Origin of the sequence: Mesorhizobium sp. B263B2A, from assembly GCF_020165775.1 — a bacterium.
Lineage (GTDB): Bacteria > Pseudomonadota > Alphaproteobacteria > Rhizobiales > Rhizobiaceae > Mesorhizobium > Mesorhizobium opportunistum.
This window is the reverse complement of sequence record NZ_JAIUIU010000027.1, coordinates 18,210-44,833: the sequence shown is the minus strand read 5'-3', so window position 1 is coordinate 44,833 and position 26,624 is coordinate 18,210. Positions and strand designations below refer to the sequence as shown.

Annotated in this window: 19 protein-coding genes and 1 pseudogene; 9 read left to right on the top strand and 11 right to left on the bottom strand. The window is 63.9% G+C overall.

Annotated features, from left to right (window positions below; all coding sequences use genetic code 11):
- The first annotated feature begins 45 nt into the window (after positions 1 to 45).
- Entirely contained in the window at positions 46 to 1,023 is a 978-nt protein-coding gene (locus LB568_RS28645; protein ID WP_013891548.1) for a complex I NDUFA9 subunit family protein, read from the top strand.
- Between the two features lie 154 nt (positions 1,024 to 1,177).
- On the opposite strand, the gene LB568_RS28640 is transcribed toward LB568_RS28645, so the two are convergent.
- A complete protein-coding gene (locus LB568_RS28640) occupies positions 1,178 to 2,545 on the bottom strand; it encodes a cytochrome P450 (RefSeq protein ID WP_224731876.1) in 1,368 nt (455 codons plus the stop codon).
- Between the two features lie 214 nt (positions 2,546 to 2,759).
- On the opposite strand from LB568_RS28640, the pseudogene LB568_RS28635 reads away from it, so the two are divergent.
- The 4 genes and pseudogenes from LB568_RS28635 to LB568_RS28620 all read left to right on the top strand — a co-directional run bounded on the left by LB568_RS28635 (position 2,760) and on the right by LB568_RS28620 (position 9,821).
- Positions 2,760 to 3,329, top strand: a pseudogene (locus LB568_RS28635) (NADPH-dependent FMN reductase).
- Between the two features lie 81 nt (positions 3,330 to 3,410).
- On the top strand, positions 3,411 to 6,041 hold the full coding sequence (locus LB568_RS28630) for a caspase family protein (protein WP_224731875.1): 2,631 nt from the start codon (positions 3,411 to 3,413) through the stop codon (positions 6,039 to 6,041).
- 145 nt (positions 6,042 to 6,186) lie between these two features.
- The gene (gene gyrB, locus LB568_RS28625; protein ID WP_140570578.1) at positions 6,187 to 8,658 is read left to right on the top strand and encodes a DNA topoisomerase (ATP-hydrolyzing) subunit B; all 2,472 of its coding nucleotides are present in this window, start codon (positions 6,187 to 6,189) and stop codon (positions 8,656 to 8,658) included.
- A 236-nt stretch (positions 8,659 to 8,894) separates the two neighbouring features.
- Entirely contained in the window at positions 8,895 to 9,821 is a 927-nt protein-coding gene (locus tag LB568_RS28620; protein WP_224731874.1) for a hypothetical protein, read from the top strand.
- A 92-nt stretch (positions 9,822 to 9,913) separates the two neighbouring features.
- On the opposite strand, the gene LB568_RS28615 is transcribed toward LB568_RS28620, so the two are convergent.
- The 4 genes from LB568_RS28615 to LB568_RS28600 form a co-directional block, all read right to left on the bottom strand.
- Complete coding sequence (locus LB568_RS28615; RefSeq protein ID WP_140570582.1) at positions 9,914 to 11,311, bottom strand: NAD(P)(+) transhydrogenase (Re/Si-specific) subunit beta; 1,398 nt, start codon at positions 11,309 to 11,311, stop codon at positions 9,914 to 9,916.
- 6 nt (positions 11,312 to 11,317) lie between these two features.
- Positions 11,318 to 11,743: an NAD(P) transhydrogenase subunit alpha gene (locus LB568_RS28610; protein WP_135882976.1), complete on the bottom strand. Its 426-nt coding sequence runs from the start codon at positions 11,741 to 11,743 to the stop codon at positions 11,318 to 11,320.
- Positions 11,743 to 13,023 (bottom strand): Re/Si-specific NAD(P)(+) transhydrogenase subunit alpha, encoded by a 1,281-nt coding sequence (locus LB568_RS28605; RefSeq protein ID WP_224731873.1) that lies wholly within the window; start codon positions 13,021 to 13,023, stop codon positions 11,743 to 11,745. Before LB568_RS28605 ends, LB568_RS28610 begins: the two co-directional genes overlap by 1 nt.
- An 86-nt stretch (positions 13,024 to 13,109) precedes the next feature.
- The gene (locus LB568_RS28600; protein WP_013891558.1) at positions 13,110 to 13,334 is read right to left on the bottom strand and encodes an aa3-type cytochrome c oxidase subunit IV; all 225 of its coding nucleotides are present in this window, start codon (positions 13,332 to 13,334) and stop codon (positions 13,110 to 13,112) included.
- A 220-nt stretch (positions 13,335 to 13,554) separates the two neighbouring features.
- Between LB568_RS28600 and LB568_RS28595 the strand changes: the two genes are divergently transcribed.
- Positions 13,555 to 14,370 (top strand): alpha/beta fold hydrolase, encoded by an 816-nt coding sequence (locus tag LB568_RS28595; protein ID WP_224731872.1) that lies wholly within the window; start codon positions 13,555 to 13,557, stop codon positions 14,368 to 14,370.
- Positions 14,371 to 14,458: 88 nt separating this feature from the next.
- Here the strand turns inward: LB568_RS28595 and LB568_RS28590 are convergent, their stop codons facing one another.
- From LB568_RS28590 to LB568_RS28565, 6 genes are all read right to left on the bottom strand, one after another.
- A complete protein-coding gene (locus LB568_RS28590; RefSeq protein WP_013891560.1) occupies positions 14,459 to 14,608 on the bottom strand; it encodes a DUF3096 domain-containing protein in 150 nt (49 codons plus the stop codon).
- 171 nt (positions 14,609 to 14,779) lie between these two features.
- Positions 14,780 to 15,559, bottom strand: a complete 780-nt coding sequence (locus LB568_RS28585; RefSeq protein WP_013891561.1) for an N-acyl amino acid synthase FeeM domain-containing protein — start codon at positions 15,557 to 15,559, stop codon at positions 14,780 to 14,782.
- 147 nt (positions 15,560 to 15,706) lie between these two features.
- Positions 15,707 to 18,019, bottom strand: coding sequence for a putative bifunctional diguanylate cyclase/phosphodiesterase (locus LB568_RS28580; protein ID WP_224731871.1), 2,313 nt, complete (start codon positions 18,017 to 18,019; stop codon positions 15,707 to 15,709).
- 143 nt (positions 18,020 to 18,162) lie between these two features.
- Positions 18,163 to 21,642, bottom strand: coding sequence for an indolepyruvate ferredoxin oxidoreductase family protein (locus LB568_RS28575; protein ID WP_224731870.1), 3,480 nt, complete (start codon positions 21,640 to 21,642; stop codon positions 18,163 to 18,165).
- A gap of 217 nt (positions 21,643 to 21,859) precedes the next feature.
- Positions 21,860 to 22,399 carry a hypothetical protein gene (locus tag LB568_RS28570; protein WP_224731869.1) on the bottom strand — a complete coding sequence of 180 codons (540 nt, stop codon included), beginning with the start codon at positions 22,397 to 22,399 and terminating at the stop codon, positions 21,860 to 21,862.
- Positions 22,392 to 23,003 (bottom strand): CGNR zinc finger domain-containing protein, encoded by a 612-nt coding sequence (locus LB568_RS28565; protein ID WP_013891565.1) that lies wholly within the window; start codon positions 23,001 to 23,003, stop codon positions 22,392 to 22,394. The genes LB568_RS28570 and LB568_RS28565 overlap by 8 nt, the downstream gene beginning before the upstream one ends.
- Before the next feature lie 146 nt (positions 23,004 to 23,149).
- Here LB568_RS28565 and LB568_RS28560 point away from each other — a divergent pair, with 146 nt between their 5' ends.
- The 3 genes from LB568_RS28560 to LB568_RS28550 all read left to right on the top strand — a co-directional run bounded on the left by LB568_RS28560 (position 23,150) and on the right by LB568_RS28550 (position 26,611).
- Positions 23,150 to 24,055: a branched-chain amino acid ABC transporter permease gene (locus LB568_RS28560; protein WP_224731868.1), complete on the top strand. Its 906-nt coding sequence runs from the start codon at positions 23,150 to 23,152 to the stop codon at positions 24,053 to 24,055.
- A 184-nt stretch (positions 24,056 to 24,239) separates the two neighbouring features.
- The gene (locus LB568_RS28555; protein WP_013891567.1) at positions 24,240 to 24,824 is read left to right on the top strand and encodes a TRAP transporter small permease subunit; all 585 of its coding nucleotides are present in this window, start codon (positions 24,240 to 24,242) and stop codon (positions 24,822 to 24,824) included.
- On the top strand, positions 24,824 to 26,611 hold the full coding sequence (locus LB568_RS28550; RefSeq protein WP_140570659.1) for a TRAP transporter large permease: 1,788 nt from the start codon (positions 24,824 to 24,826) through the stop codon (positions 26,609 to 26,611). Before LB568_RS28555 ends, LB568_RS28550 begins: the two co-directional genes overlap by 1 nt.
- Positions 26,612 to 26,624 lie beyond the last annotated feature (13 nt).

Below are 26,624 nucleotides of genomic sequence, written 5' to 3'. Positions count from 1 at the left end.
AAACGGCTTCAGCCAAGCCATCTGGAACGTGCGCCGGAGCCCGCCATGACCGAAATCTTGCAGACCCCGAAGCTCGTCGTCGTGTTTGGCGGGTCCGGCTTTGTCGGCCGCCATGTCGTGCGCGCGCTGGCCAAGCGCGGCTATCGCATCCGGGTCGCCTGCCGGCGGCCTGACCTTGCAGGCCATTTGCAGCCGCTCGGCAATGTCGGCCAGATCCAGCCGGTACAGGCCAATGTGCGGGTGCGCTGGTCGGTCGACCGCGCCGTCCAAGGTGCCGATCATGTCATCAACCTAGTCGCCGTCCTGCATGAGAGCGGCCGGCAGAAATTCTCCGCCGTGCACGAGTTCGGCGCCCGCGCGGTCGCCGAGGCGGCGCGCTCTGTCGGCGCCGGCCTCACCCATATTTCAGCGCTCGGCGCCGATCTGGGCTCTGGCTCGGACTACGCACGCACCAAGGCGCTTGGCGAACAGGCCGTCCTGGAGACGATCAAGGATGCCGTGATCTTCCGGCCGTCGATCAATTTCGGGCCTGAGGATTCCTTCTTCAACCGCTTCGCCAACATGGCGCGCTATTCACCGGTGCTGCCGCTGATCGGCGGCGGTCACAACAAGCTCCAGCCGGTCTATGTCGGCGATGTCGCCGAGGCGGTGGCGCGCTCGGTCGAGGGCAAGGTCGATGGCGGCCAGATCTACGAGCTTGGCGGCCCCAAGGTGCTCACCTTCAGGGAATGCATGGAAGAGCTGCTCGAGGTGATCGAGCGCAAGCGCCTGCTGGTGCCGGTGCCGTGGTGGGTGGCCAACATCCAGGCCTCTATCCTCGGACTGTTGCCCAATCCGCTGCTGACCAAGGACCAGGTGATGCAGCTGCGTGAGCACAACATCGTTTCCGACGCGGCAACCAAGGCCAACCGGACACTCACCGGGCTGGGCATCCAGCCGCAATCGATCGCGACGGTCCTGCCCAGCTACCTCTGGCGCTTTCGCGCCGCCGGTCAATTCCAGCAGCGCAAGCCCGCGGCATAAACTGCCGCAACCGTCCAAAGGTCAGGCCGGCATCACCTGACTATCGGCCCGCCTAGAGCATTTCACCGTTTCACGGAAACGGCGAACCGCTCTATCTCTTTGTTTTTACGCAATTCCGGACGGAAAACCGTGTCACACTTTTCCTGGAATTGCTCTAGCGAGGTGTGACCTGCATGGGTAAACCACCATGCGGCTGCGTGGTCAGTTTCTGCACCGGCCAGGGCTTCGTTTCAGCGGTCACATCGAAGCGGAAGCGCGATAGCAGGATGGCGAGCGCGATGATCGCCTCCTGCATGGCGAAGCTGGCGCCGATGCAGACGCGCGGCCCCGCGCCGAACGGCAGATACTGGAAGCGGTCGATCTTTTCGCGGTTTCCCGGGTGAAAGCGCTCCGGCAGGAAGGCATCGGGCCTGTCCCAAAGCTTCCGGTGGCGATGAACGACCCATGGCATGACCAGCACGGCTGCATGCTTGGGGATATAGAGATCCTTCCACATCTCCGGCACGATCGGCTCGCGGTTGATCGACGGCGCCGGCGGGTAGAGCCTGAGCGCCTCCTCGAAGGCGGCGCGCGTCAACGGCATGGCGTCCAGCCACTTCGTCGGATCGGCTTCGCGCGCCAGCACCTGGTCGATCTCCTGTTCGAGCCTGTTGCGCTCCCATGGCGATTCGGCCAGGCAATAAAGCGTCCAGCCGAGTGCGCGCGCCGTGGTCTCATGGCCGGCGCCGATGAAGGTGATGATGTTGTCCTCGACCTCGGCCCGTGTCAGCCCCTCCGGGCCTTCGGCCTTGAGCAGGAGCGTCAGGAAATCCTGCGGCACGGCATCGGGATCGCGCCTGACCTTCTCTTCGCGCATCTTGACCGTGTCGGTGACGATCTTGCGGAAATAGGCCATGGTCTTGCGGCCGCGGATGCGGGTGAGCCGCGGCAGCCAGTCGGGCGCGCGCAACAGGTCGAGCGGATCGACACGGCCCATGGTCTCGAACAGGCGATCGATCTCATTGGCGAAACTGCCCTGCTCGCCAGCGATCTCGCCGGAAAACAGCGTCTCGGCCAGGATGTCGTAGGTGAGCAGCGTCATGTCATGGGCGATATCGGACGTGCCGCCCGCCTCGTAGCGGGCGGCGAACTCGCGCGTGCGCTTCAGCATGGGCTGGGCGAAGCCAAAAATGTGGCGCGGGGTGAACACCGGCGCCATCGCCTTGCGCGACCGCTTCCAGACCTCGCCCTCGGCGGTCAGCAGGCCGTCGCGCAGGATCGGTCGCAGGATCTTCTGGCGCACCGTCGCCATTTTGTAGTTCTTGGCATTGTCGACCAGCACATGGCGGATAAGGCCGGGGTCGTTGGCGATGACCAGCGGCCCGCCCGCGCCGTTGGCCGAAATCCAGGGTTCGTTGTAGGTCGGCTCACCCCACAGTTCGAGCGGGTTACGGTAGACGATGCGGATCATCTCCAGCGTCGAAGGCGGCGATGTGCGCGGCTTCGGCGCGGGCGGAACGAATGGGGCGGGCTGCGTGTCCATGAAGTGCTCCGCTGTTCGCCCTCAATGTAGTGACTGGCGATGCGGGCGTCCATGTGGCCGAACGGCAGGACGAACCAGGCCAGCGCGAGACGCGAAAGCAGACGGGTTCGTTCATCCGATCGTGACCGCCATGCGCAGGCTCCCGCCTTGTCCGTCGTTGCGCTCTGCCGTAGGGACCGTCAGCAACGGATACCGCCAATCGAAGGAGCCCGCCTTGAAGCACCAGTTGAACATCATCATCGGCAGCACGCGGCCCGGCCGCGCCGGCCCGGTTTTTGCCGAGTGGCTGGAGGCGTTCGCGCGCGAGCATGGAAAATTCGAGCCGGTGCTGACCGATATCGCCGCGTTCGACCTGCCGGTGCTGGACGAGCCGCATCATCCGAGACTTGGCAACTACCAGAACGACCACACCAAGGCCTGATCGAAGGCGACCGACGCCGCCGACGCGTTTGTGTTCGTGGCGCCGGAGTACAATTATTTCGTCGCGCCGGCGATCGTCAACGCGGTCGACTACCTCGCGCGGGAATGGAAATACAAACCCGCCGCCATTTTCAGCTATGGCGGCGTTTCCGGTGGCCTGCGCGCGGCGCAGGCGCTGAAGCCGTTGCTGACATCGGTCGGAATCATGCCGATCCCGGAGGGCGTCGCGCTGCCGATGTATCAGAAGCTGCTCGACGAAAACCGCGCTTTCAACGCCAGCGAGCAGGTGGCCGGCGGAGCCAAGATCATGCTGGACGAGCTGTCGCGCTGGAGCGAGGCACTGAAGCCGATGCGCGCGGCCTGAACGAGCCGGTTCGAGCCGGCTTGCCCGCGCGATAAAGAGGTGGAATGGTCGGCAAACGACCGAGCCGGGGGGCGGTTCCACTTGCGTTTGCTGTTTGCCTTGCTGCTGATGCTCGCAACCACCGCCACCGCGGTGGCCGAGCGGCGCGTGGCGCTGGTCATGGCCGACGACGATTACCGGCTGGTCCGGGCGCTCGCCAATCCCGTTCACGACGGCGAGGCGATGGAAGCGTCGCTGAAGAAGCTCGGTTTCGAGGTCGTGCTCGAAACCAACCGGGATCTGCGGCGCATGCGGCGCGCACTCGACGATTTTCGCGAAGACGCCAAGGGTGCCGACGTGGCGCTGGTCTATTTCTCCGGCCATGGCGTCGAGATCTCAGGCGACAACCGGCTGCTGCCGGTCGATGCCGACGCGTCCTCGCTCGACGCGCTGGACAAGACCAGCCTGCCGCTGGAAGAGGTGCGCGACGCGGTCGTCGCCACCGCCAAGGTCGGGTTGATCGTGCTCGATGCCTGCCGCGGCGATCCGTTCTCGGGGAGCAGTGGCGAAGGACGCGGCGCCACCGCCCTGGCAAAGGATGTCGCGGACAAGGTCAAGCCGGGCCTCGGGCGCGTTGGCCGGGCGGAAAACATCCTGTTTGCTTTTTCGGCCGCGCCGGGCGAGACGGCCGCCGACGGAACCGGCCAGAACTCGCCCTTCACGACGGCGCTGACCAAATATCTCGGCACCGACGGGCTCGAAATCCGCTCCGTGCTGACGCTGGTGCAGCAGGAGGTCTATGACCTGTCGCGCGGCAAACAGCTGCCCTATGTCGAGAGCGGCCTGCCGAAGCTGTTCTTCGCCGCCACCGCTAGGGAACAGTTGCCGGAGCGCGAACGCCTGCTGCTGGCCATGGCCGACGTGACGCCGGAAATGCGCGGCCAGGTCGAGCAGATCGCCAGCGATGCCGACATGCCGCTGGCGCCGCTCTATGGCGCGCTGATCAGCGCCGACACCAGCCATCTGTCGGCGGACAGGCTGAATGCCCGGCTGCGCGAGGCGGCCGACGCCTTCGTCAAGGTGCGCGCCGAGATGAAGATGCTGGCTGCCGACGATCCGCGGGTGACTGAACTGCGCCGCCAGGCCGAGGCGCAACTGGCCCTGGGCGCCTTCGGCGCGGCCCAGGCGAAGCTCGCCGAAGCGGTCGCTGTCGACGAGGTGTCGCGCAAGGCGCTGAAGGTGAATTTCGTCGACCGCACGCTGTCACAGGCCGCAACACTGTTCCTGTCGGCGGGCGCGGCACGCGCCGACCTCAGCTATGCGGCGGCCATCAAGGGCTATGAAACGGTGCTGTCGCTGTATGGCGAAGCTGGGCAGACCGCTCTCAACCTGGAACAGGCCGACCGTCAGAGCCGCACGCTGGAGGAACTCGGTCAGCTCTACACGACGGTCGGCAATGTCGAGGCGGCCGGCCGCGCCTTCAACGCCCTGTTGGCCAATCTCGAGCAGCGGTCGCGTCAGGAAGCCGATCCCAGCGTTAAGCGGGATCTCGCCATCAGCCACATCAAGCTCGCCAACATAAAAATGGCGCAAGGCGACCTGCCGACCTCGCTCGAAAACTATGAGGCGGCCAGGGGCATGCTGGAGGCGCTGACCGCAAGCATGCCGGACAAGAAGGACTGGCTCGGTGATCTTGCCATGGCCAATGACAAGATCGGCAACGTGCTGGCGACGCAGGGCGACGTGGGCGCGGCGGCTCAGGCCTATCGAGAGAGCCTGTCGATCAAGCAGAAATTGGCCGATGCCGAGCCGGACAGCGCCTATCGGCTGCGCGACCTGACCATAAGCTATGACGAGATCGGCGACCTTTCCCGTACCGCCGGCCAGTTGGACGATGCCCAGACGGCCTTTGAGGAGAGCCTGAGAATTCGGCTGGTGCTGACGGGGAACAAACCCGATGACCCAGAGCGCCAGCGCGCTGTCGCGGTCAGCCAGGAGCGGATCGGTGACGTGCTGCGCCAGCGCGGCGACGCCGCCGGTGCGCTCGTGGCCTACAGCAGGAGCCAAGCAATCGCCGAAGACCTGGTGCGCCGCGACCCTAACGATACCGACTTGAAGCGCGACCTGTCGATCAGTTACGCCAAGATCGGCAACGCGCTCAACGACCAGGAGAACTGGCCGGCGGCACTGGCTTCCTACCGGCAGGCACTGGCCGTGGCGCGTAACCTTGCCGCTGATGACCCCGCCAACACCGAGTGGCAGCGCGACCTGTCGGTCTGCCTGGAAAAGGTCGCCGGCGTGCTTGACGCCCAGGGCAATACCAGCGACGCGCTGCAGAACTACCAGGACAGCCTTGCCATTGCCGACCGGCTGGCCAAGCTCGACCCAGGCAATTCCGACTGGCAACGCGATCTGTCGATCACCCTGTCGGAAATCGGCATGCTGGAGACCAAGCAGCGCCACTTCGAGGGCTCCAAGAAAGCCTTCGAAGCCAGCCTTGGCATCCGTCAGCAACTGGCCCGGTCCGATCCGAACAACGCGATCTGGCAATTTGACCTGGTGCAGGCCTACATCAACTACGCGTACGTGGCCAAGGATCCGAAGGCGGTGCTGACCGAGGCGCTGAACCTGACGCTGGAGCTCGACCGCACGGGCCGGCTGGCGCCCAGGGACAAACCCACGATCAAATATCTGCGCGGCCTTCTCGCTAAATTCGGCGCCCGAAAAAAATAGCCGGCTGCCGGCTCGGCATTTGGGCCGGAAATGCCTGCAAACCTTGGAAAAACCGCCTTTAGCGCCTATATCTTGTGCATAGCAGAGGCGCGATTCGGGGCCGATTTTTCGCGCTGTACAAGCGGCATCTAGACAACAGGTTTTCATGAGCGACCAGATCGAGAACACCAACGGCGCTGAAGCCGAATACGGCGCCGATTCCATCAAGGTTTTGAAGGGGTTGGACGCCGTCCGCAAACGCCCCGGCATGTATATCGGCGACACCGACGACGGTTCAGGCCTGCATCACATGGTCTATGAGGTGGTCGACAACGCCATCGACGAGGCCTTGGCCGGTCACGCCGACCTGGTCACGGTGACGCTCAACCCCGATGGTTCGGTGACGGTTATCGACAATGGCCGCGGCATTCCGACCGATATCCACACCGGCGAAGGCATTTCGGCGGCCGAAGTGATCATGACCCAGCTGCATGCGGGCGGCAAGTTCGACCAGAATTCCTACAAGGTGTCGGGCGGCCTGCATGGTGTCGGCGTGTCGGTAGTGAACGCCCTTTCGGCGTGGCTGAAGCTCAAAATCCGCCGCAATGGCCAGATCTTCGAGATGAGCTTCACGCATGGCAATGCGGACGCGCCGCTGAAAGTCACCGGCGCCTATGAACAGGACAAGCAGCCGGGCACCTATGAGGGGCGCAGCGGCTCGGAAATCACCTTTTTTCCGTCGGCCGAGACTTTCACCATGGTCGAATTCGACTTCGGCACGCTGGAACACCGGCTTCGCGAACTCGCCTTCCTCAATTCCGGCGTGCGCATCGTCTTGACCGATGCCCGCCATGCCGACGTGTTGCGGCATGAGCTGCATTACGATGGCGGCCTCGAAGAGTTCGTCAAATATCTCGACCGGGTCAAGAAACCGCTGATCGACAAACCGATCGCCATCAAGGCCGAGCGCGACGGCATTACCGTCGAGGTGGCGATGTGGTGGAACGACAGCTACCACGAGAACGTGCTGGCCTTCACCAACAACATCCCGCAGCGCGATGGCGGCACCCATCTGGCCGGTTTCCGCGGTGCGCTGACGCGCCAGATCACCGGCTACGGCGACTCCTCGGGCCTGACCAAAAAGGAAAAGGTCTCGCTGATAGGCGACGATTGCCGCGAAGGCCTGACGGCGGTGCTGTCGGTCAAGGTTCCCGACCCGAAATTCTCCTCGCAGACCAAGGACAAGCTGGTCTCGTCGGAAGTCCGTCCGGTGGTCGAGGGGCTGGTCAACGAGGCGCTCGGCACCTGGCTGGAAGAGCACCCGACCGAGGGCAAGGTGGTCATCGACAAGGTGATCCAGGCCGCGGCGGCGCGCGAAGCCGCGCGCAAGGCGCGCGACATCACCCGCAAGAGCTCGCTCGGCGTCACGTCCCTGCCCGGCAAGCTGGCCGACTGTCAGGAACGCGACCCGGCGAAATCCGAAATCTTCATCGTCGAGGGTGATTCCGCCGGCGGCTCGGCCAAGGGTGGCCGTTCGCGGCAGAACCAGGCGATCCTTCCCTTGCGCGGCAAGATCCTCAATGTCGAGCGGGCACGCTTCGACCGCATGCTCGGCTCCGACATGATCGGCACGCTGATCACCGCGCTCGGCACCTCGATCGGCAAGGACGAGTTCAATGCCGACAAATTGCGCTACCACAAGATCATCCTGATGACCGACGCCGACGTCGACGGTGCCCATATCAGGACCTTGCTGTTGACCTTCTTCTTCCGGCAGATGCCGGAACTGATCGAGCGCGGCCACCTCTACATAGCCCAGCCGCCGCTCTACAAGGTGACGCGTGGCAAGAGCTCGCAATACATCAAGAACGAGAGCGCCTTCGAGGAATTCCTGATCGGCTCCGGGCTCGAGGAAGCCTCGCTTGCGCTGGGCTCCGGCGAGGTTCGGGCCGGGCAGGACCTGCGCAGCGCCATCGACGATGCGCTGGCCGTGCGCCAGCTCATCAACGGCCTGCACACGCGCTACAATAGGGGCGTGGTCGAACAGGCCGCGATCGCCGGCGGGCTCAACCCCGACGTCTTTGCCGACCTCGGCCGCGCCAACGCGATGGCGGAGCGGGTCGCACAACGTCTCGACATCATCGCCGAGGATACCGAGCGCGGCTGGACAGGGCGGATGTCGACGTCGAACGAAGGGATCGGCGGCTATGTGTTCGAGCGCACCGTGCGCAGCGTCAAGGAATACGCCCATCTCGACATGGCACTGATCAATTCGGCCGACGCCCGCCAGCTCGACCGCTACGCACAGCGCCTCAGCGAGGTCTATGGGACGCCGCCCGTGCTGCGCCGCAAGGATGTCTCCGAAACCGTCTCGGGGCCTCTGGCGCTGCTCAATGCGGTCTTTGCGACCGGCCGCAAAGGGCTGACCATGCAGCGCTACAAGGGTCTCGGCGAGATGAACGCCGAGCAGCTCTGGGAAACCACGCTCGATCCGAATGTGCGCTCGCTGCTGCAGGTCAAGGTCAATGACGCCACCGACGCGGACTCGCTGTTCTCGCGGCTGATGGGCGACGAGGTCGAGCCGCGGCGCGAGTTCATCCAGGACAATGCGCTGTCGGTCGCTAATCTCGATATCTGAGGTCTGTGCAAGCTTTTTTGAGACATTGGCGTGCCCCAGGGCCCGCCAATGTCGGCTTGCACAATCAAAATCATTGAGAAGTTGCCGGAACAGAAGGCCTTCAAAGACATTGTGACAGTGTCGATCACAATTTCTTACAGGAGGCTTTCATGGGACGCGGCATTCTATTGTGGCTGCTCGGAGTTCCGATTCCGATCATCATTCTTCTCATGCTTTTCATGCGATAGGAGGCCTCCATGCAGTCCTCCACCCTATCGGCTGTCGGCGTATCGACTGCAACGGAATCATCCTCCACGGCTGTCAGCTGGGGACCGATCATCGCCGGTGCCTTCGCGGCCTCGACGCTGACCTTCATCCTCATGCTGCTCGGCTCCGGGCTTGGGCTAACGATGGTTTCACCCTGGTCGGGCTCTGGCCTCTCGGCGACCAGTTTCGCCGTATCGACTGCGATCTGGCTTGTCGTCGTGCAGTGGTTGTCGTCGGGTGTCGGCGGCTATCTGGCGGGCCGGCTGCGCACCAAATGGGTCGGCATCCACACCGACGAAGTCTATTTCCGTGACACCGCTCACGGCTTCCTCGCTTGGGCATTGGCCACCTTGCTCGTCGTCGGCGTGCTTGGCTCGACACTTTCGGCGGCGATTGGAACGGGCGTGCAGGCAGCATCCAACGTGGCTTCAGGCGCCGCCACGGGAGCGTCGGCGGGCGCCTCCGCCAATGCCAGCAACGCATCGGCATCGGCCGACAATGCGACCTCCTATCTGGTGGATTCGCTGTTCCGGCCGGCCGATCCGGCCAAGCTCGCCACCGGCAACCCCGGCGATCAGGCCGCCGCGGCGGGGCAGGCCTCGCGCATCCTGATCGCCGGCACCGTCGCGGGCGAGGTATCCGCGGAGGACAAGACATACCTGTCGCAACTGGTGGCCGCGCGCACCGGCCTCTCCGAGGCGGATGCCAAAACGCGTGTCGATGCTGTCCTGGCCAAGGCGCAAGATGCCAAGGTCAAGGCACAGCAGGCGGCCGACACAGCCCGAAAAGCAAGCGCGACTTTCGCCCTGCTCGGCGCCCTGTCACTCGTCATCGGCGCCTTCATCGCCAGTGCCGCCGCGGCGCTTGGCGGCAGGCAGCGCGACGACGAGGAAGCGGTATTTCTCGCGAACCCCTGAACGCAATCGTCCATAGAAAATAGAAACGAGAAGAGCCCGGCTTTGAAACCGGGCTCTTTGCGTTTGTATGTCGAGATTTCTGCCGGCCCGGATCAGTGATCCATGGCCTTGACGATTTCCTCGGTCATCTTCTTGGCGTCGCCGAGCAACATCATGGTGCCGTCCTTGTAGAACAGCGTGTTGTCGATGCCGGCGTAGCCCGAGCCGAGCGAGCGCTTGACGAACAGGCAGGTGCGGGCCTTGTCGACGTCGAGGATCGGCATGCCGTAGATCGGGCTCGACTTGTCGTCGCGCGCGGACGGGTTGGTGACGTCGTTGGCGCCGATGACATAGGCGACGTCGGCCTGCGCGAATTCGGAGTTGATGTCCTCGAGTTCGAACACTTCGTCATAGGGCACGTTGGCTTCGGCGAGCAGCACATTCATGTGGCCGGGCATGCGGCCGGCCACCGGATGGATGGCGTATTTGACGTCGACGCCGTTGGCCTTGAGCTTGTCGGCCATTTCGCGCAGCGCGTGCTGCGCCTGCGCGACCGCCATTCCGTAGCCCGGCACGATGATGACTTTTTGGGCGTTCATCATCAGGTAAGCGGCGTCGTCGGCCGAGCCCTGCTTGACCGTGCGCTCTATGCCGTCATCGGCGGCAGCAGTCGTCTCGCCGCCGAAGCCGCCGAGAATGACCGAGATGAAGCTGCGGTTCATGCCCTTACACATGATGTAGGACAGGATCGCACCGGACGAGCCAACCAGCGCGCCGGTGATGATCAGCGCTAGGTTGCCGAGCGTGAAGCCGAGTGCGGCCGCCGCCCAGCCCGAATAGGAATTCAGCATCGAGACGACCACCGGCATGTCGGCGCCGCCGATCGGGATGATCAGCAGGATGCCGAGCACCAGCGAGGCGGCGACGATCAGCCAGAAGACCAGTTTTGACTCGGTGGTGACGAGCAGGATGATCAGCACGATCAGCGCCACGCCGAGCGCCGCGTTGATGAAGTGGCGGCCGCCGATCATGATCGGCTTGCCCGACATGCGACCGTCGAGCTTGAGGAAGGCGATCACCGAGCCGGTGAAGGTGATGGCGCCGATGGCGACACCAAGGCTCATCTCGATCAGCGCCTGGGCATGGATGTCGCCAGCCGTGCCGATGCCGAAGCTTTCCGGCGCGTAGATGGCGGCTGCCGCCACCATGACGGCGGCGAGGCCGACCAGCGAGTGAAAGGCCGCGACCAGCTGTGGCATCGAGGTCATGGCGATGCGGCGCGCGGTGACGGCGCCGACGCCGCCGCCAATGGCGAGGCCAAGCACGATCAGGCCAAAGCGCGGGGCGGACGGGGTTGCCAGCGCCAGCGTGGTGGCGATGGCGATGGCCATGCCGATCATGCCGTAGAGATTGCCCTGGCGGCTGGTGGTCGGATGCGACAGGCCGCGCAGCGCCATGATGAACAGGACGCCGGAAACGAGGTAGAGGAAGGACGCGAAGTTGGCGTTCATGGCGCTCTACTTGTCCTTCTTCTTGTACATGGCCAGCATGCGCTGGGTGACGAGAAAGCCGCCGAAGATGTTGACCGAAACCAGCATCAGCGCGACGAAGCCGAAGCCGGCGGCAACACCGGAAGCGGCGATGCCGACGGCCAACAGCGCGCCGACGACGATGACCGAGGAGATGGCGTTGGTGACGGCCATCAGCGGCGTGTGCAGTGCGGGGGTCACCGACCAGACGACGTAGTAGCCGACGAAGATCGCCAGCACGAAGATGGCGAAACGGAAGACGAAGGGATCGATGGCGCCGCCCGACAGCGCGTGCGCGGCGTCACCCGCCGCCTCGGTGCCACCAGGAGCGTTGGCCAGGTTCTGCACCGCAAGCCGGACGGCGGCACTGGCCTGGTCGAGCTGGTCGAGGGCTTTCTGCAGGGTCTGATCCATCACGCTGTGCCTTTCGACTTGGAAGAGGGCGACTTGGGTGCGGCGGTCTTCCTGGGCGCGGACTTCTTGGGCGAAGCGTCGGCGACCATGGTCTTGGCAGGGATCGCGGCCGGCTCGACATATTGGCCCTTTGGAGGCTGCTGATCGGCCTTGGCGAAGGCCGGATGAACGACCTTGCCGCCGTCGGTCAGCATCGTTGCCTTGACCAGATCGTCATCGCGGTTGATGGCGAGCGTCTTGGTCGTCTTGTCGACCAGCGTCTCGAGGAAGGCGAACAGGTTCCTGGCGTAGAGCAGCGAGGCGGATGCGGCGACGCGGCCGGGCACGTTGAGGTGGCCGACGATTTTTACGCCATTGGCCGTGTTCACCACCTGACCTGGAACCGCGCCGTCGACATTGCCGCCGCGCTCGACCGCGAGGTCGACGAGCACCGAGCCCGGCTTCATCGACGCGACCATCGCCGCCGACACCAGCTTGGGCGCCGGCCGGCCGGGGATCAGTGCCGTGGTGATGACGATGTCCTGCTTGGCGATGTGCTCGGCGGTGAGCGCCGCCTGCTTGGCCTGGTATTCCCTGGACATTTCCTTGGCGTAGCCGCCTGCCGTCTCGGCGGCCTTGAACTCGTCGTCCTCGACGGCCAGGAATTTTGCACCGAGCGAGGCGACCTGTTCCTTGGCGGCGGGGCGCACGTCGGTGGCGGTGACGACCGCGCCGAGCCGGCGCGCCGTGGCGATCGCCTGCAGGCCGGCAACGCCGACGCCCATGATGAACACCTTGGCGGCAGGAACAGTGCCGGCCGCCGTCATCATCATCGGCAGCGCACGGTCATATTCCGAGGCGCCGTCGATCACCGCCTGATAGCCGGCGAGGTTGGCTTGGCTGGACAGGACGTCCATCGATTGCGCGCGGGTGATGCGCGGCATGAATTCCATCGAGAAGGCGGTGACACCGGCCTTGGCCAGCGCCGCGACGGCGGCATCGTTGCCATAGGGGTCCATGATGGCGATGACGGCGGCGCCGGATTTGTAGCCCTTCAGCTCGGCTTCCGACGGCCTGCGCACCTTGAGCACGATATCGGCCTTGCCAACATCCGCGGCCTTGCCGATGGTAGCTCCCGCCTTGGCGAACTCTTCGTCGGGGATGCGCGACCTGGTGCCGGCACCGGTCTCGACGACGACATCGAAGCCAAGTCCGGCCAGCCGCTTCACCGTATCGGGCGACGCCGCGACACGCGGTTCGTTCGCGTCAAGCTCACGAGGGATGAAAACCGTCTGTCCCACCGCATGATCCTTTCGGCTGGAACCTGTCTGCGCAAAGTGTCGGCCGGGGCGTCCGGCGACGTCAAGGCAAGAGGGTTTTGGAAAGTCTACCGCAGAATGAAAGCGCCAACGGCCATGATCAGGATGAACAGGATGGTCGCCGAGAAGAAGCCGCCAGCGAAGAAGCCGAAAGCCATCGCCAGGAGTATGGCGCCGCAGAAAAGCGATCCGTATTTGGCCAGCATGAGAAAGCCCGCATAGGTGCGGTCATGCTCGGCGTAGTCCATCTTCGCGCCCAGTTCTACAGGACCGCTCGGCGTGTGATCAGCCATAGGAATACCCCTTCGAAGACATCTTTGAGGCACATAGCGAAAAGCCGGGCCAAGAGCAATGGCGCTATTGCCGCATCGCAGCCGACAACTGCCTCAAGGGAAAATTGAAACTGCCGGCATCATGTGTCAGCTCCGTTGAAGCTGCTGTGAGAATTTGGCGGTTCTGGACGTTGTCGCGGGGGAGTATCGTCGCCGGATGAACAGCCGGTGGTGAAGCGCCATGACCACGCCCATACAGACATTTGACTGGAACGACACTGCCATTGCGTGGGGGACCGCCGGCTCAGGCCCTCCGATCGTGCTCGTGCATGGCACGCCGTTCTCCTCGCATGTCTGGCATCGCGTCGCACCGGAACTGGCGCGCGAGCATACGCTGTATTTCTACGATCTTCCCGGATACGGGCGATCCACCAAACGGGAACGCCAGGATGTTTCGCTGGGCATCCAGAACGGGGCGCTGGCGGCGATGCTGGCCTTTTGGAAGCTCGATCGACCCAAGATCATCGCCCATGATTTCGGCGGCGCCACGGCGCTACGCGCGCACCTGATCGACGGCCGTGACTATGACAGGTTGCTTTTGATCGACCCGGTGGCGGTGCGGCCATGGGGCTCGCCCTTCGTTCAGCATGTCCGACGACATGAGGCCGCCTTCGCCGGCGTGCCTGACTACATACAGGTGGCGATCCTGAAGGCGTATGTTTCGGGCGCTGCGGCCAGGCCTCTGTCGGACAGCGAACTGGAACCCTACATCGCGCCTTGGACCGGGTCTATTGGTCAGCCGGCTTTCTATCGGCAGATCGCCCAGATGGATCCGCGTTTCACCGACGAGGTCGAACCGCTCTACGGCGAACTCCGCTGCCCCGTCGCTTTGCTGTGGGGAGAGGATGACCGCTGGATATCGCCGCAAAGCGGCCAGAAGCTCGCGGCCATGTTGCCGGATTGCGCCTTGACCCTCGTCCCCGGTTCCGGCCATCTCATGCAGGAGGACAGGCCGGAGGCCATCGTCGCCGCAGCGCTACGCTTCTTCGCTGGCTGAGAGTCAATGCTGACGCAATTCCCAAGGGCAAGCGCTATGCGCTTTTACCGGGAAACCCGCCTTACATTTTCCTGAAATTGCGCCGGCTTCAGCCGGCGAGGTGCGGGAACAATCCAAGCAGGCCGGCGATGATCAGGTAGATCGCGACAATGTAGTTCAACAATCGTGGCATCACGAGGATCAGCACGCCGGCTATCAAGGAGATCAGCGGCGTGAGCGCGAGCGTTGAAACGGTCATATGGGGAACTCCTTTCGACCCTGTCTGGTCGACGATTATATGGCCCACGCGATAACGACGCGACAGCCGCTGGCGCACATTCCCGGCGCGCCCGCCGTCACCCAGAACGCGGACACCGCCTGGAAGCTCCACGGATGTCGGGAAAAATCGCACGGCGTCGGTCGCGAGACCTCAGGCGGCTTCGCGAAAATACTTTGCCGTCGGCAGGATGGTCAGCGGTGCCAGTTCGCCCGCACCAGGCGTCTCGAACAGCATGCGCTGCTCCAGCGGCGTCGAGCGGAAGAAGGGGAACCGGGAGAAGGAGCGCTCGCGGATCGCGTTGACGTTGGCGCGGTAGAGCACGACCTTGTAGTTCAGGCCCGGATAGTCGCGCAATTCGCCGATCTGCTCGGAGCAATAGATGCGGCGATAGAAGCCAGCATGTTCAGGCCGGATGGTGGAAAGGCAGTAGGGCGCATCGAAGTAGAAGCAGGCCATGCCGGCAAGGCGCAGCGTGAGATAAGGGATCTGCGGATAAACCCTCGACCAGTCCGGGTCGGCGGCAAAGCGGCTCGGATCGGCAAAATGCGCGCCGGCGGCAAGCATTGGCCGCAGGATATCACCGTAAACCGTGGTGGAAGGCGACTGCGGCGTCTCGTGGCAGGCATGGTGGATGCGCAACGTGCTGACCAGGTCGCCGTCAATGTAGATGCCGAACTTCGAACAGTTCTCGGCTTCATCCAGCTCGTCGTGGATAATATGGTCCGGATTCTCCGGCACCATGTCGCTCAACCGGTAGGATTTGTAGCGCAACCTGTAGATGTCTTCGAGGTCTTCGCCTTTGTCGCAGCGGCGATATTCAGTGCGCTCCAACATCGCGGAGATGTTTCGGGCAAAGCTCGACATGTTGTCGGGCGAATTTTCTTCGCTCACGCCCGCCACCTGGCGAAGCGCTGTCAAATGCGCGTCCATGGACTTTCCCCGTAAATGCCGCCGCGTTTCAACCCTACGACGAGACCACGGGATGTAAAGATGAAAATGATCCGGGCACTGTTTACCGAACGTTAAGGTTAACAATCGGTAAAATTTTACTAAAATCAAAAGCATCTGTCCCGCAAACTAGCCGCGGGATGCCCTCTTGGCGCTTTTGATCTCCTTGGCAAAGGGCCAGACCGTGGTCGACATGGTCTCGATGCCGGACGCGCTGAGCGCGGAGCCGAACAGGAAGCCCTGCACGAGATCCGGCTTGACCTCGAGCGCCAGGATCTTGAGCTGTTCGAAGGTTTCGACGCCTTCGACCGTTACCGAAAGCCCCAGCGGCCGCGAAAGATTGACGATGCCCTTGAGCAGCTCCAGGGAACGGGAGTTCTGGGTGACGTCCATGAGGAAGGAGCGATCGATCTTGATCTTGTCGAGCGGCAGCTTGTGAAGATAGCTCAGGCTCGAATAGCCGGTGCCGAAGTCGTCGAGCGCGATGCGCACGCCAATCTGCTTCAGCTCCTCGATGTACTGGCGCGTCAGCGACTTGTCGTCGAGCAGCGCCGTTTCGGTGACCTCGATCTCCAGCCGGCCGGCAGCGAGACCGGAGCTCGCCAAGGCATCGCGAACCTTCTGGATGACGTCGCGGCTGCGGAAATCCTTGGCGGAGAGGTTGACCGAGACGCTGGTCTGGTCAGGCCATTTGGCACATTCGGTGCAGGCCGCATGCAGCACGAAGGTGCTGATTTCCGAAATGATGCCCATTTCCTCGGCCAGCGGAATGAAGATGCCGGGTGAGACCGGTCCGAGATCGGGATGGTCCCAGCGGCACAGCGCCTCACAGCTGGCGATGCGCATGGTGCTCATCGCCACGATCGGCTGGTAGACCACCCGCAGGCTCTTGCTTTCCACGGCGCTGCGCAGGTCAGCCTTCATCAGCTGGCGATTGCGGAACGCGGCATCCATCGCCGCCTCGAACAGGCGCCAGCCGTTCTTGCCGAGTTCCTTGGCCTTGTAGAGCGCCAGGTCCGCCTTGACGATCATCGCGTCGACATCGCTGTCCCTGACCCGCGACAGCACCGCGCCGCCACTGGCCTGGATGCGCAGCCCGTGGCCGGCGACGTCCACTTCGCCCTGCAACGCGGCAAAGATCTCATCGATCTGGATGGTCAGGTGGCTCTCATCCTCGATGCGGTCGAAGAAAACCATGAACTCGTCGCCGCCGAAACGGCTGACGGTGATGCCTTGCCCGGCGACGGCGGCAAGACGTTCGGCGACCGCATAGATCAACCCATCGCCGATCGGATGCCCAAGCGTGTCGTTGACGCTCTTGAAATCGTCAAGGTCGAGCACGGCGAGGCCGCAGAGACGATCGCGGTCGCCCGAAGCCATCGCCTCGCCGATCAGTTCATGGAAATAGGCGCGATTGGGCAGGCCGGTGAGATTGTCGTAGCGCGCCATGAAGCGGATCTTGTCTTCCGCCTCGACACGCGCCGTCACGTCCTCGAAGGTGATGACCCCCAGTTCCTGGCTGCCCTCGCGGGCCGAGAATTCATAATGCTGGCCATTGGCGAGGGAAACCAGAACCTTGCGGTCGCGGCCCTCGCGCAGCGCGCGGGTCAGCTGGGCCTCGATGTAGCGGCAGTCTTTCGGCGCCAGCATGCCGCCGGCGACGCCGCGCATCAGGAGACCGTGGATCGATCGTCCGAGGAGCGCGTCGGCCGATTTGAGCGACATCAAATGCGCGGCCTCGGCATTGGCGACCGCCACCCGGCCGTCCGGGCCGAGCATGACAAGGCCGTGCGACATGGTGTTGAGCGCCCGGTTGAAACGCTGGGCGAGGCGGTTTGCCTTCTTTTCCTCCGACAGCGCCGCGAAAAGCACCTCGCGGACCAGATCGGCGAAGCGCTTGATGGCGAACAGGAAGGGCGCCGAAAGCAGGCCAAGGATGAAATGGTAGGGATCGCCGCGCAGGATGAAGCCGAGAGAGATCGGCCAGGTCATGGTCATGATGAAGATCATCACCATCCTGGGCGAACCATAGTTTCGGCCGGCGATGGACGTGGCCGACGCCAGCGTCACGCAGACCGCGGCGATCTCGGCAAACCCGTCATAGGCGAGATAGATGCCGACGAAACAGAAGGTTCCCAGCATGAAACCATGCATGGAGCCGTAGAAAATATAGTCGTTCTCGCGCCGGCGGGCCTCCTCCCAGCTCTTGGGCGTCGGCGCATGCCGGTACTTGCGAATGTTGCGCAAGCGCAGGAAGGCGACGGCCAGGAAACCAAACGTCACCGCAAGGTAGGCCGGGTCCCTGGTCTTCCAATAGACGAGCACCACCAGCAGGGTCTGGGCAAAGAATCCGATCGAAAGCGTCAATCCGTCGCGAAACAGGGTTTCCACGAACGGAATGTAGACGTCGACCGGGATCTCGTTCTTTTTTCTCAGATTCACGCCTGAATCCCAACCCTTGGGAGCCAAGCAGTGCCATATTCGCCTTAAGAAACATTTAGAGGAGCGGCCGCCCGCTCACGGTCAAGGGAGTTGACGCTAGGGAAAGCGGAGAAAATGCGGTTCAGGTAAACAAGCCGTATCCGTCATTCGGCGGCCTGGAGTTCCGGCCGCTTCGAGGCGGCTGACAGGCGTTCGAGGAGCCTTTGGCGCTCTCCAGCGGCCTTTTCGGCGCTGGCCTGCCGGACATGGCCATAACCACGGATGAGTGCAGGAACCGACATGAGGGCGGTCGCTGCCTCGACCTTGCCCGGCGCCAGCGACTTGGCGACAAGCTCAAGATCGCCCTCATACTGTGTCAAAAGCTGTCGCTCCATGCGTCGTTCGGCAGTGTAGCCGAACAAGTCGAAAGCGGTGCCGCGCAGGCCCTTGAGCGCCGCCAGCAGGCGAAACCCCTTCATCATCCAGGGGCCGAAGCTCGATTTCCTCGGTTTGCCGTCATTGCCGCGCCGGCCCATGATCGGCGGCGCGAGATGGAATTCGAGCTTCTCGTAGCTCTGGAACTGCTTGCCAAGCTCGGCGGCGAAGGAACCGTCGGTGTAAAGCCGCGCCACCTCGTACTCATCCTTGATCGCCATCAGCTTGAACAGGTTCCTGGCCGCGGCCTCGGTCACGGCGGTCGAATCCGGCACAGCCTTCGTTTCGGCAGCACGCAGGCGGGCCAGGCTGTCGGCATAACGCTTGCCGTAGGCGGCGTTCTGGTAGGCGGTCAGGAAGGCGACACGGCGGCCAATGATCTCGTCCAGCGTCTGCGCGACCGGGGCGGCCTGTCCGGCCTTGCCCGGCTGGGCGACGAGGCCACGCACGAAATCCGGCTGGTGCGCCGCGCGGCGGCCCCAGCGGAAGGCGGCGATGTTCATCGCCACGGCTTCGCCGTTGAGTTCGATCGCCCTTTCGACCGCCTCGGCCGACAGCGGCAGGCCGCCATGCTGGAAGGCGAAGCCGAGCATGAACATGTTGGCGCCGAGCGAATTGCCGAACAAAGCGGTGGCGGTGCGGGTGGCGTCGAAGAAATGCGCCTTGTCGTCGCCGGCCGCGCTCCGGATCGCCTTCTTCAGCCGCTCGATAGGCAGCGAGAAATCGGCCGAGCGGGCAAACTCGCCGGGCATGATCTCGGCGGTGTTGGCGAGAAAGATCGTATGGCCCTCGCGCACCGCCGTCAGCACCTTCTTGACGCCCGACACGACGAGGTCGCAGCCAAGCACCAGGTCGGCCTTGCCCGCCGAAACGCGGATGGCATGGATGTCGTCCGGCGTGCGGGCGATGCGCACATGGGTAAACACCGAACCGCCCTTCTGGGCGAGGCCGGCCATGTCGATCATGCCGCAGCCCTTGTCCTCGAGATGGGCGGCCATGCCGAGCACCGCACCGACGGTGACCACGCCGGTGCCGCCGACGCCGTCGATGATCGCGGCCCAGCCTTCGGAGCCCAGCGGGAATTCGGCCGGGGTCGGCACGCCGTCGAGCGGATCGGCTTTGCCGGCCAGGCCCTCGGCCTTCCTGATCTTGGCGCCGTGCACGGTGACGAAGGAGGGGCAGAAGCCGTTGACGCAGGAGAAGTCCTTGTTGCAGCTCGACTGGTCGATCTTGCGCTTGCGGCCGAATTCGGTTTCGACCGGCTGGATCGAGACGCAGTTCGACTGCACGCCGCAGTCGCCGCAGCCCTCGCAGACCAGCTCGTTGATGAAGACGCGCTTGTCGGGATCGGGAAAGGTGCCGCGCTTGCGGCGTCGGCGCTTTTCGGCCGCGCAGGTCTGGTCGTAGATCAGGATCGAGACACCCTTGACGTCGCGCAGCTCGCGCTGGACGAGATCGAGGTCGTCGCGGTGATGGATGGATGCGCCGGCGGGGAATTCGACCTTGCCCGCATATTTGTCGGGCTCGTCGGTGACGATGGCGATGCGGTCGACACCCTCTGCCCGCACCTGCCTGGCGATCATGTCGACGGTCAGGCCACCCTCATGCGGCTGGCCGCCGGTCATGGCGACGGCGTCGTTGTAGAGGATCTTGTAGGTGATGTTGGCTTCGCTCGACAGGGCGAAGCGGATCGCCAGCGTGCCGGAATGGTTGTAGGTGCCGTCGCCGAGATTCTGGAAGATGTGGTCGCGCTTGGAGAACGGCGCCTGGCCGACCCATTGCGCGCCCTCGCCGCCCATGGCCGTGAAGCCGAGCGTGTTGCGGTCCATCCACAGCGCCATGAAATGGCAGCCGATGCCGGCGGCGGCGATCGAGCCGTCCGGCACCTTGGTCGAGGAATTGTGCGGACAACCCGAACAGAAGAAAGGCGTGCGCGAGCCGATGTCGGTGGCGTCCGCAAGCATCGCCTGGAACTGGCGCAGCTTGCCCACCCGCGCCGAAATCTGTTCCGACGGACCAATGGTCTTCACGATCCGCTCGCCGAGCGCAATCGCGATCTCGTTGGGATCGAGCGCACCCTTGGCGGGAAACAGCCAGTCACCGCGCTCGTCCTTCTTGCCGACGATGACCGGCTGCGAGGCTGTGCCGTAGAGGCTTTCGCGCAGTTGCACCTCGATCAGCGAGCGTTTTTCCTCGACCACGACGATGGTATCGAGGCCGCGGGCAAAGTCAGCGATGTGATGCAGATCGAGCGGCCAGGGGCAGCCGACCTTGAACAGCCGCACGCCGATGCGGTTGGCGGCCGCCTCGTCGATGCCGATGTCCTCCAGCGCCTGGCGCACATCCAGATAGCTCTTGCCCAGGGTGATGATGCCGATCTTCGGGCTGCGGCCGCCCGAATAGACGATGCGGTTCAATCCGTTGGCATGGATGAAGGCGGAAGCCGCGGCGCGCTTGTGTTCATGCAGGCGCTCCTCCTGGCCCAGCATGTCGATCTCGTGGCGGATGTTGAGGCCGCCGGGCGGCATGTCGAACTCCGGCACGACGATGTTCAGCCGCTCAAGCGATGCATCGACCGAGGCCGTCGATTCGATATTGTCCTTGACGCATTTGATCGCCGCCCAGGTGCCGGCAAAGCGCGACATGGCAAAGCCGTAGAGGCCGTAGTCGATGATCTCCTGGACACCCGCCGGGTTGAGGATCGGCACCATGGTGTCGACGAACAGGAATTCGGTGGCATGCGCATTGGTCGAGGATTCGGCCATGTGGTCGTCGCCCATCAGCGCGAGCACCCCGCCATGCTTCGACGAGCCGGCGAGATTGGCGTGGCGGAACACGTCGCCGGAACGGTCGACGCCAGGCCCCTTGCCGTACCAGACGGAAAACACGCCATCGTGGGTGCCCTCGCCCAGCAGTTCCGTCTGCTGCGATCCCCAGCAGGCGGTCGCGGCAAGCTCCTCGTTGAGGCCCGGCTGGAAGACGATGTCGGCCCCGGCGAGCTGCTTCTTGGCCTTCCACAGCTGCATGTCGAGGCCGCCTAGCGGCGAACCGCGATAGCCGGAGACGAAGCCGGCCGTGTTCAAGCCCGCGCGACGGTCGCGCTCGCGCTGCATCAGAAGCATGCGGATGACCGCCTGCGCGCCGGACAGGAAGATGCGCTCCTTCCCGAGATCGAACTTGTCGTCGAGCGCGACATCATGCAGCGTCATCAGGCATTTCCTCTGCGAAGGCCGCGTGGGGCAGCAGCCAACGTCGGGATCGGATGACGCATCCTTTCTCCCCTTGCAAGTCAGGTCAAACAAAATCGAAGGGACCGGGTGCCGCGCAACAAACAGTCCGGCAGGTGCCGGATCGCGCACGAACCAGCGCGCCGATCGTGCGACGACGCACGAAAATTCCAGCCAAATCGATGCCGGTCGGAAAGTGTCAGCCGGCTTTCGAACAATCCGGCTTCGGCTCGCCCGGCAGCTTGCCGTCGGGATGGCCGGCGAGGTCGGGATTGGCCGTATAGAGCTGGTCGATGACCAGCGGCCGGTCGGGCAGGATCGACTGGTCTTCCGTCGACATCAGCGTGGTGTCGATCTTCTGCAGGACCGCACCGTCGGCGCCCTTGATGCTGATGGCGATGGCATAGGGCTTGTTCTTGACGATGCAGGTCAGCGCCGGGCTCTCAAGACTCACCTTGCCGAGCTTCGGCCAGACCTTCTGCTCGACCACGATAGGCGCACCGCCGGCCGGATTCTGGAAACTGGCAACCGCCACCTGGCCCTCGCCCATCGGCTGCAAGGGCCGCAGCGTGACGACATAGGTCGCCCGGGCGAGACGGTAGTTGAAGACAAATATCTTGCCCGAAACCTCGAACAGCTTGCCTTCGCCATCCTTGCCCGTATCCCGGCAGGCGCCGAGCGCAACGGCGGCGATCAGCATGGCGCCGACAACGACCGAGCGGGAAATCTTTCTAAGCATCCTTGACCTCATGGGCCGCCATGCGGCGGCGGCGATAGTGACGGCTTGCCTTCTGCCGGTTGCCGCACACCGCCATGTCGCACCAAAGGCGACTGGAATTGCGGCTCCTGTCGACGAACAGCCAGGTGCAGTTGGGACAGATCCTCAATCTCGCGACCGTATCGTCCCGCAGCAGCGACAGCGCCGAAACCGCCAACGCCGCCTCGAAGGCGATCGGCGTCACAGGGTCGCCGAACGGCCTTCCCGGCGCGCCGATCTCGGTCCGGCTGCCAGCCAGGCCCTCGGCACAGGCCGTCAGGAACCCGGGCATATCCGCGGTCGCGAGCACCCCTTTCGACACCGCACCGCGAAACAGCCGGTCGGTCGCCTCGCGGATCGACAGCACGACGGGGGCGATCGCCGCCGGCGAGGAAACCGCAAGCCGCCTGTCGCCAAGCTCGTCGGCGCGAAAACCGCTGGCCGCCTCGGCAAAGCGGGCGATTTCGGCGGGATCGTCGAAGCGGTCGAAGGTGCGCTGGGGATCGCCGCGCAGCACGACGGTGTTCGCCGTATCGAGCGCGAGCAGGCCGCCGGTGAAGCGATGCGGGGTCCAGGCAACTGTCATGCCCAAAATCTAACCGATAAATCGCATTTGACAAGTTAGATTCGCCGATGCAAACCTCTTATGGGTAAGCTATCGTCGCCTTTGTCTTGAGCATTCCGTCTGTCCAACCGCTGTGCGCTTTGGGCGACATGCTTTGCAGGTTTTGCATGCTCTATTTCTTCCAGCAGGTGCTGAACGGGCTGCATTCGGGTGCGCTCTATGCGCTGCTTGCCTTCGGCTACGTGCTGACCAACGGCATCCTGCACCGCACCAACCTTGCCTATGGCGCGCTGTTCGCCTTCTGCGGCCAGGCAATGATCCTGACCGTCGCCTTCGGCTACCAGGTGCTGTGGCTGACGCTGCTGGCTTCGGTGCTGCTCGGCGTCGTGGCGGCCTTGCTCTATGCCGCGCTCATCAGCCATGTCCTGTCGCGCAGCGTCTTCGAGCCGCTGGCCGACCGCACGCCCAATGCCATCGTGGTGACGACGCTCGGCATCCTGCTGGTGCTGTCGGAAGCGAGCCGCATCGCGGCCGACACGCATGATCTGTGGCTGCCGCCAATGCTGGCCCAGCCGATCGTTTTTGCCGAGGGCGCCGGCTTCAAGGCGACGCTGACGCTGATCCAGGTGCTCGACTGCGCGGCTGTCCTGGCAGCGGTTCTACTCGCCACCTGGGTGTTTGCCCGCTCAAGCTTCGGCCGGTCCTGGCGCGCGGTCTCCGACGACCCCGGGGCCGCTGCCCTGTGCGGCGTCGACGTGCGCACTGTGTTCCGGCGCGCCGTGTTGTACGGCGGCTTGTGCGCGGCGCTGGCCGGCGTCATGGCCAGCCTCTACTATGGCAATGTCAGCTTCGGTTCCGGCCTCGTCTACGGGTTGAAGATCCTGTTCGTGACGGCGGTCGGCGGCTATCTCTCGCCGCCACGGGCAGCGCTGGGCGCGGCAGCTTTCGGCATGGCCGAATCGCTGTGGGCCGGCTATTTCCCGATCGAATGGCGCGATGCGTGGATGTATCTGTTCCTGGTGACCATGCTGGTGCTGATCGGCGCCGGCCGCGACACCAGCAAAGTCGTCTGAACCGATCAGACTTTGGTTGCATGACGCGGGGGCAGGCCGCCAGTCTTTGGCCTTCGCTTTAATCGATGCTGTTTTGTTGCCTCCATCCTTGTTGACCCGTCCGGCCACGCGCGGCATACCGTTGGGCCACGCGGCGTGACGGAACAAGGGGAGCCGGCACGCCTCCGATAAAAGGGAGGAATGCATGGCAGGGCTTCTCGCTCTCTCCAGGGCGATCGACCGCCTCAACGAATTCATCGGCAAGTCGGTGTCGTGGCTGATCCTGCTGGCGATCCTCGTGAGCGCGGTCAACGCCGTCATCCGCAAGGTCTTCGACATTTCGTCGAATGCGTGGCTGGAGCTGCAATGGTATCTGTTCGGCGCCGCCTTCATGCTGGCTGCCGCCTATACGCTGAAGCAGAACGAGCATATCCGCATCGACATCGTCTACGGCCTGTTCTCACGCCGCGTGCAGCACTGGATCGACCTTCTCGGCCATCTCCTGTTCCTGATGCCGTTCGTGACGCTGATGGTGTTCTATTTCGTGCCCTACGTGCGGCTGTCGTTTCACAGCGGCGAAATGTCCAACAATTCCGGAGGCCTGATCGTTTGGCCAGCCAAGGCCATCCTGCTGGTCGGCTTTTTCCTGCTGGCGCTGCAGGGCATTTCCGAGATCATCAAGAAGATCGCCATCATACGCGGCGACATGGACGATCCCACCCCCTTCATTTCCGTGCACGAACAGGCTGAGCTCGAAGCCAAGGCGCTCGCCGACGAGGTGCGCTCGTGATGGAGTTCATTGCCCAGAACATGGCGCCGATCATGTTCGCCTCGCTGATCCTGTTCATGCTGATCGGCTATCCCGTGGCCTTTTCGCTCGCCGCTAACGGATTGATGTTCTTCTTCATCGGCGTGCTCCTGACGCCCTATTCGGGCGGTGCGATCAACCTCGCCTGGCCGCTGCTCTATGCGCTTCCGGACAATTTCTACGGCAGCCGGGTGATGTCGAACGACACGCTGCTGGCGATCCCGTTCTTCACCTTCATGGGCATCGTGCTCGAGCGATCGGGCATGGCCGAGGACCTGCTCGACACGATCGGCCAGCTGTTCGGACCGATCCGCGGCGGTCTAGCCTACGCGGTGATCTTCGTCGGCGCGCTGCTGGCGGCGACCACCGGTGTGGTGGCGGCATCGGTCATTGCCATGGGACTGATCTCGCTGCCGATCATGCTGCGCTATGGCTATGACCGCCGGCTGGCGTCCGGCGTCATCGCCGCCTCCGGTACGCTCGCGCAGATCATCCCGCCGTCGCTGGTGCTGATCGTGCTTGCCGACCAGCTCGGCCGCTCGGTCGGCGACATGTATGCCGGCGCGCTGATCCCCGGCCTGGTGCTGACGGGGCTCTACGCGTTTTACATTCTCATCGTGTCGATCTTCCGGCCGAAGATGATGCCGGCGCTGCCGCTCGAAGCACGCACGCTTGGTCATGGCGTGATGTCGCTGCTGGTGGCGCTGGTGGCAACGGTGGCCATATCCTACGCGGCGTACCGCTATCTGGCGCCGGCGCATGGCGACAATGCCGATATTCTGGGCGCCACGGCCGGCGTGATCGTGATCTATATCGTCGCCATTGCCGACCGGCGGCTGAACATCCACATGATGTCCAGGCTGGCGCAGCAGGTGGTCATCGTGCTGATCCCGCCGCTGGCGCTGATCTTCCTGGTGCTGGGCACCATCTTCCTCGGCATCGCCACGCCGACGGAAGGCGGCGCCATGGGCGCGGTCGGCGCGTTGGCGATGGCCGCGGCAAAGGGCCGGCTGTCGCTGGATGTGATCAAGCAAGCGCTCGCCTCGACGACGCGGCTTTCGTCCTTCGTGCTGTTCATCCTGATCGGCGCGCGCGTGTTCTCACTGACCTTCTACGGCGTCAACGGCCAGATATGGGTCGAGCACCTTTTGACTTCGCTGCCGGGCGGCGAAGTCGGCTTCCTGATCGGCGTCAATATCCTCGTCTTCTTCCTGGCCTTCTTCCTCGATTTCTTCGAGTTGGCCTTCATCATCGTGCCGCTGCTGGCGCCGGCGGCCGACAAGCTCGGCATCGACCTGATCTGGTTCGGCGTGCTGCTCGGCGTCAACATGCAAACCAGCTTCATGCACCCGCCCTTCGGCTTCGCGCTGTTCTACCTGCGCTCGGTCGCCGCGCGGGTACCCTATCTCGACCGCCTCACCGGCAAGCAGGTCGCGCCGGTGACGACAGGCCAGATCTATTGGGGCGCGGTGCCGTTCGTCCTGATCCAGGTGATCATGATCGGGCTGACCATCTCCTTCCCGCAAATGGTGATGCGCTACAAGGGCACGGCGACCGATGCGGGCACGATCGACTACAAGGTGCCGGAAATGCCCTCTCTATCGCCGCTCAGCGCCCCGCAGGGCGGCAGCGCGCCCGCCAATGGCGGCAATGGACCGGCTGCGCCCGGCACACCGGACCTGTCGCAACCGCCGAGTTTCGGCGATTCGCCGCCGGCCAAGCCGGCGACACCGACGCCGGACCTTTCGCAGCCGCCGAGCTTCAACTGATGGGAACGACGCC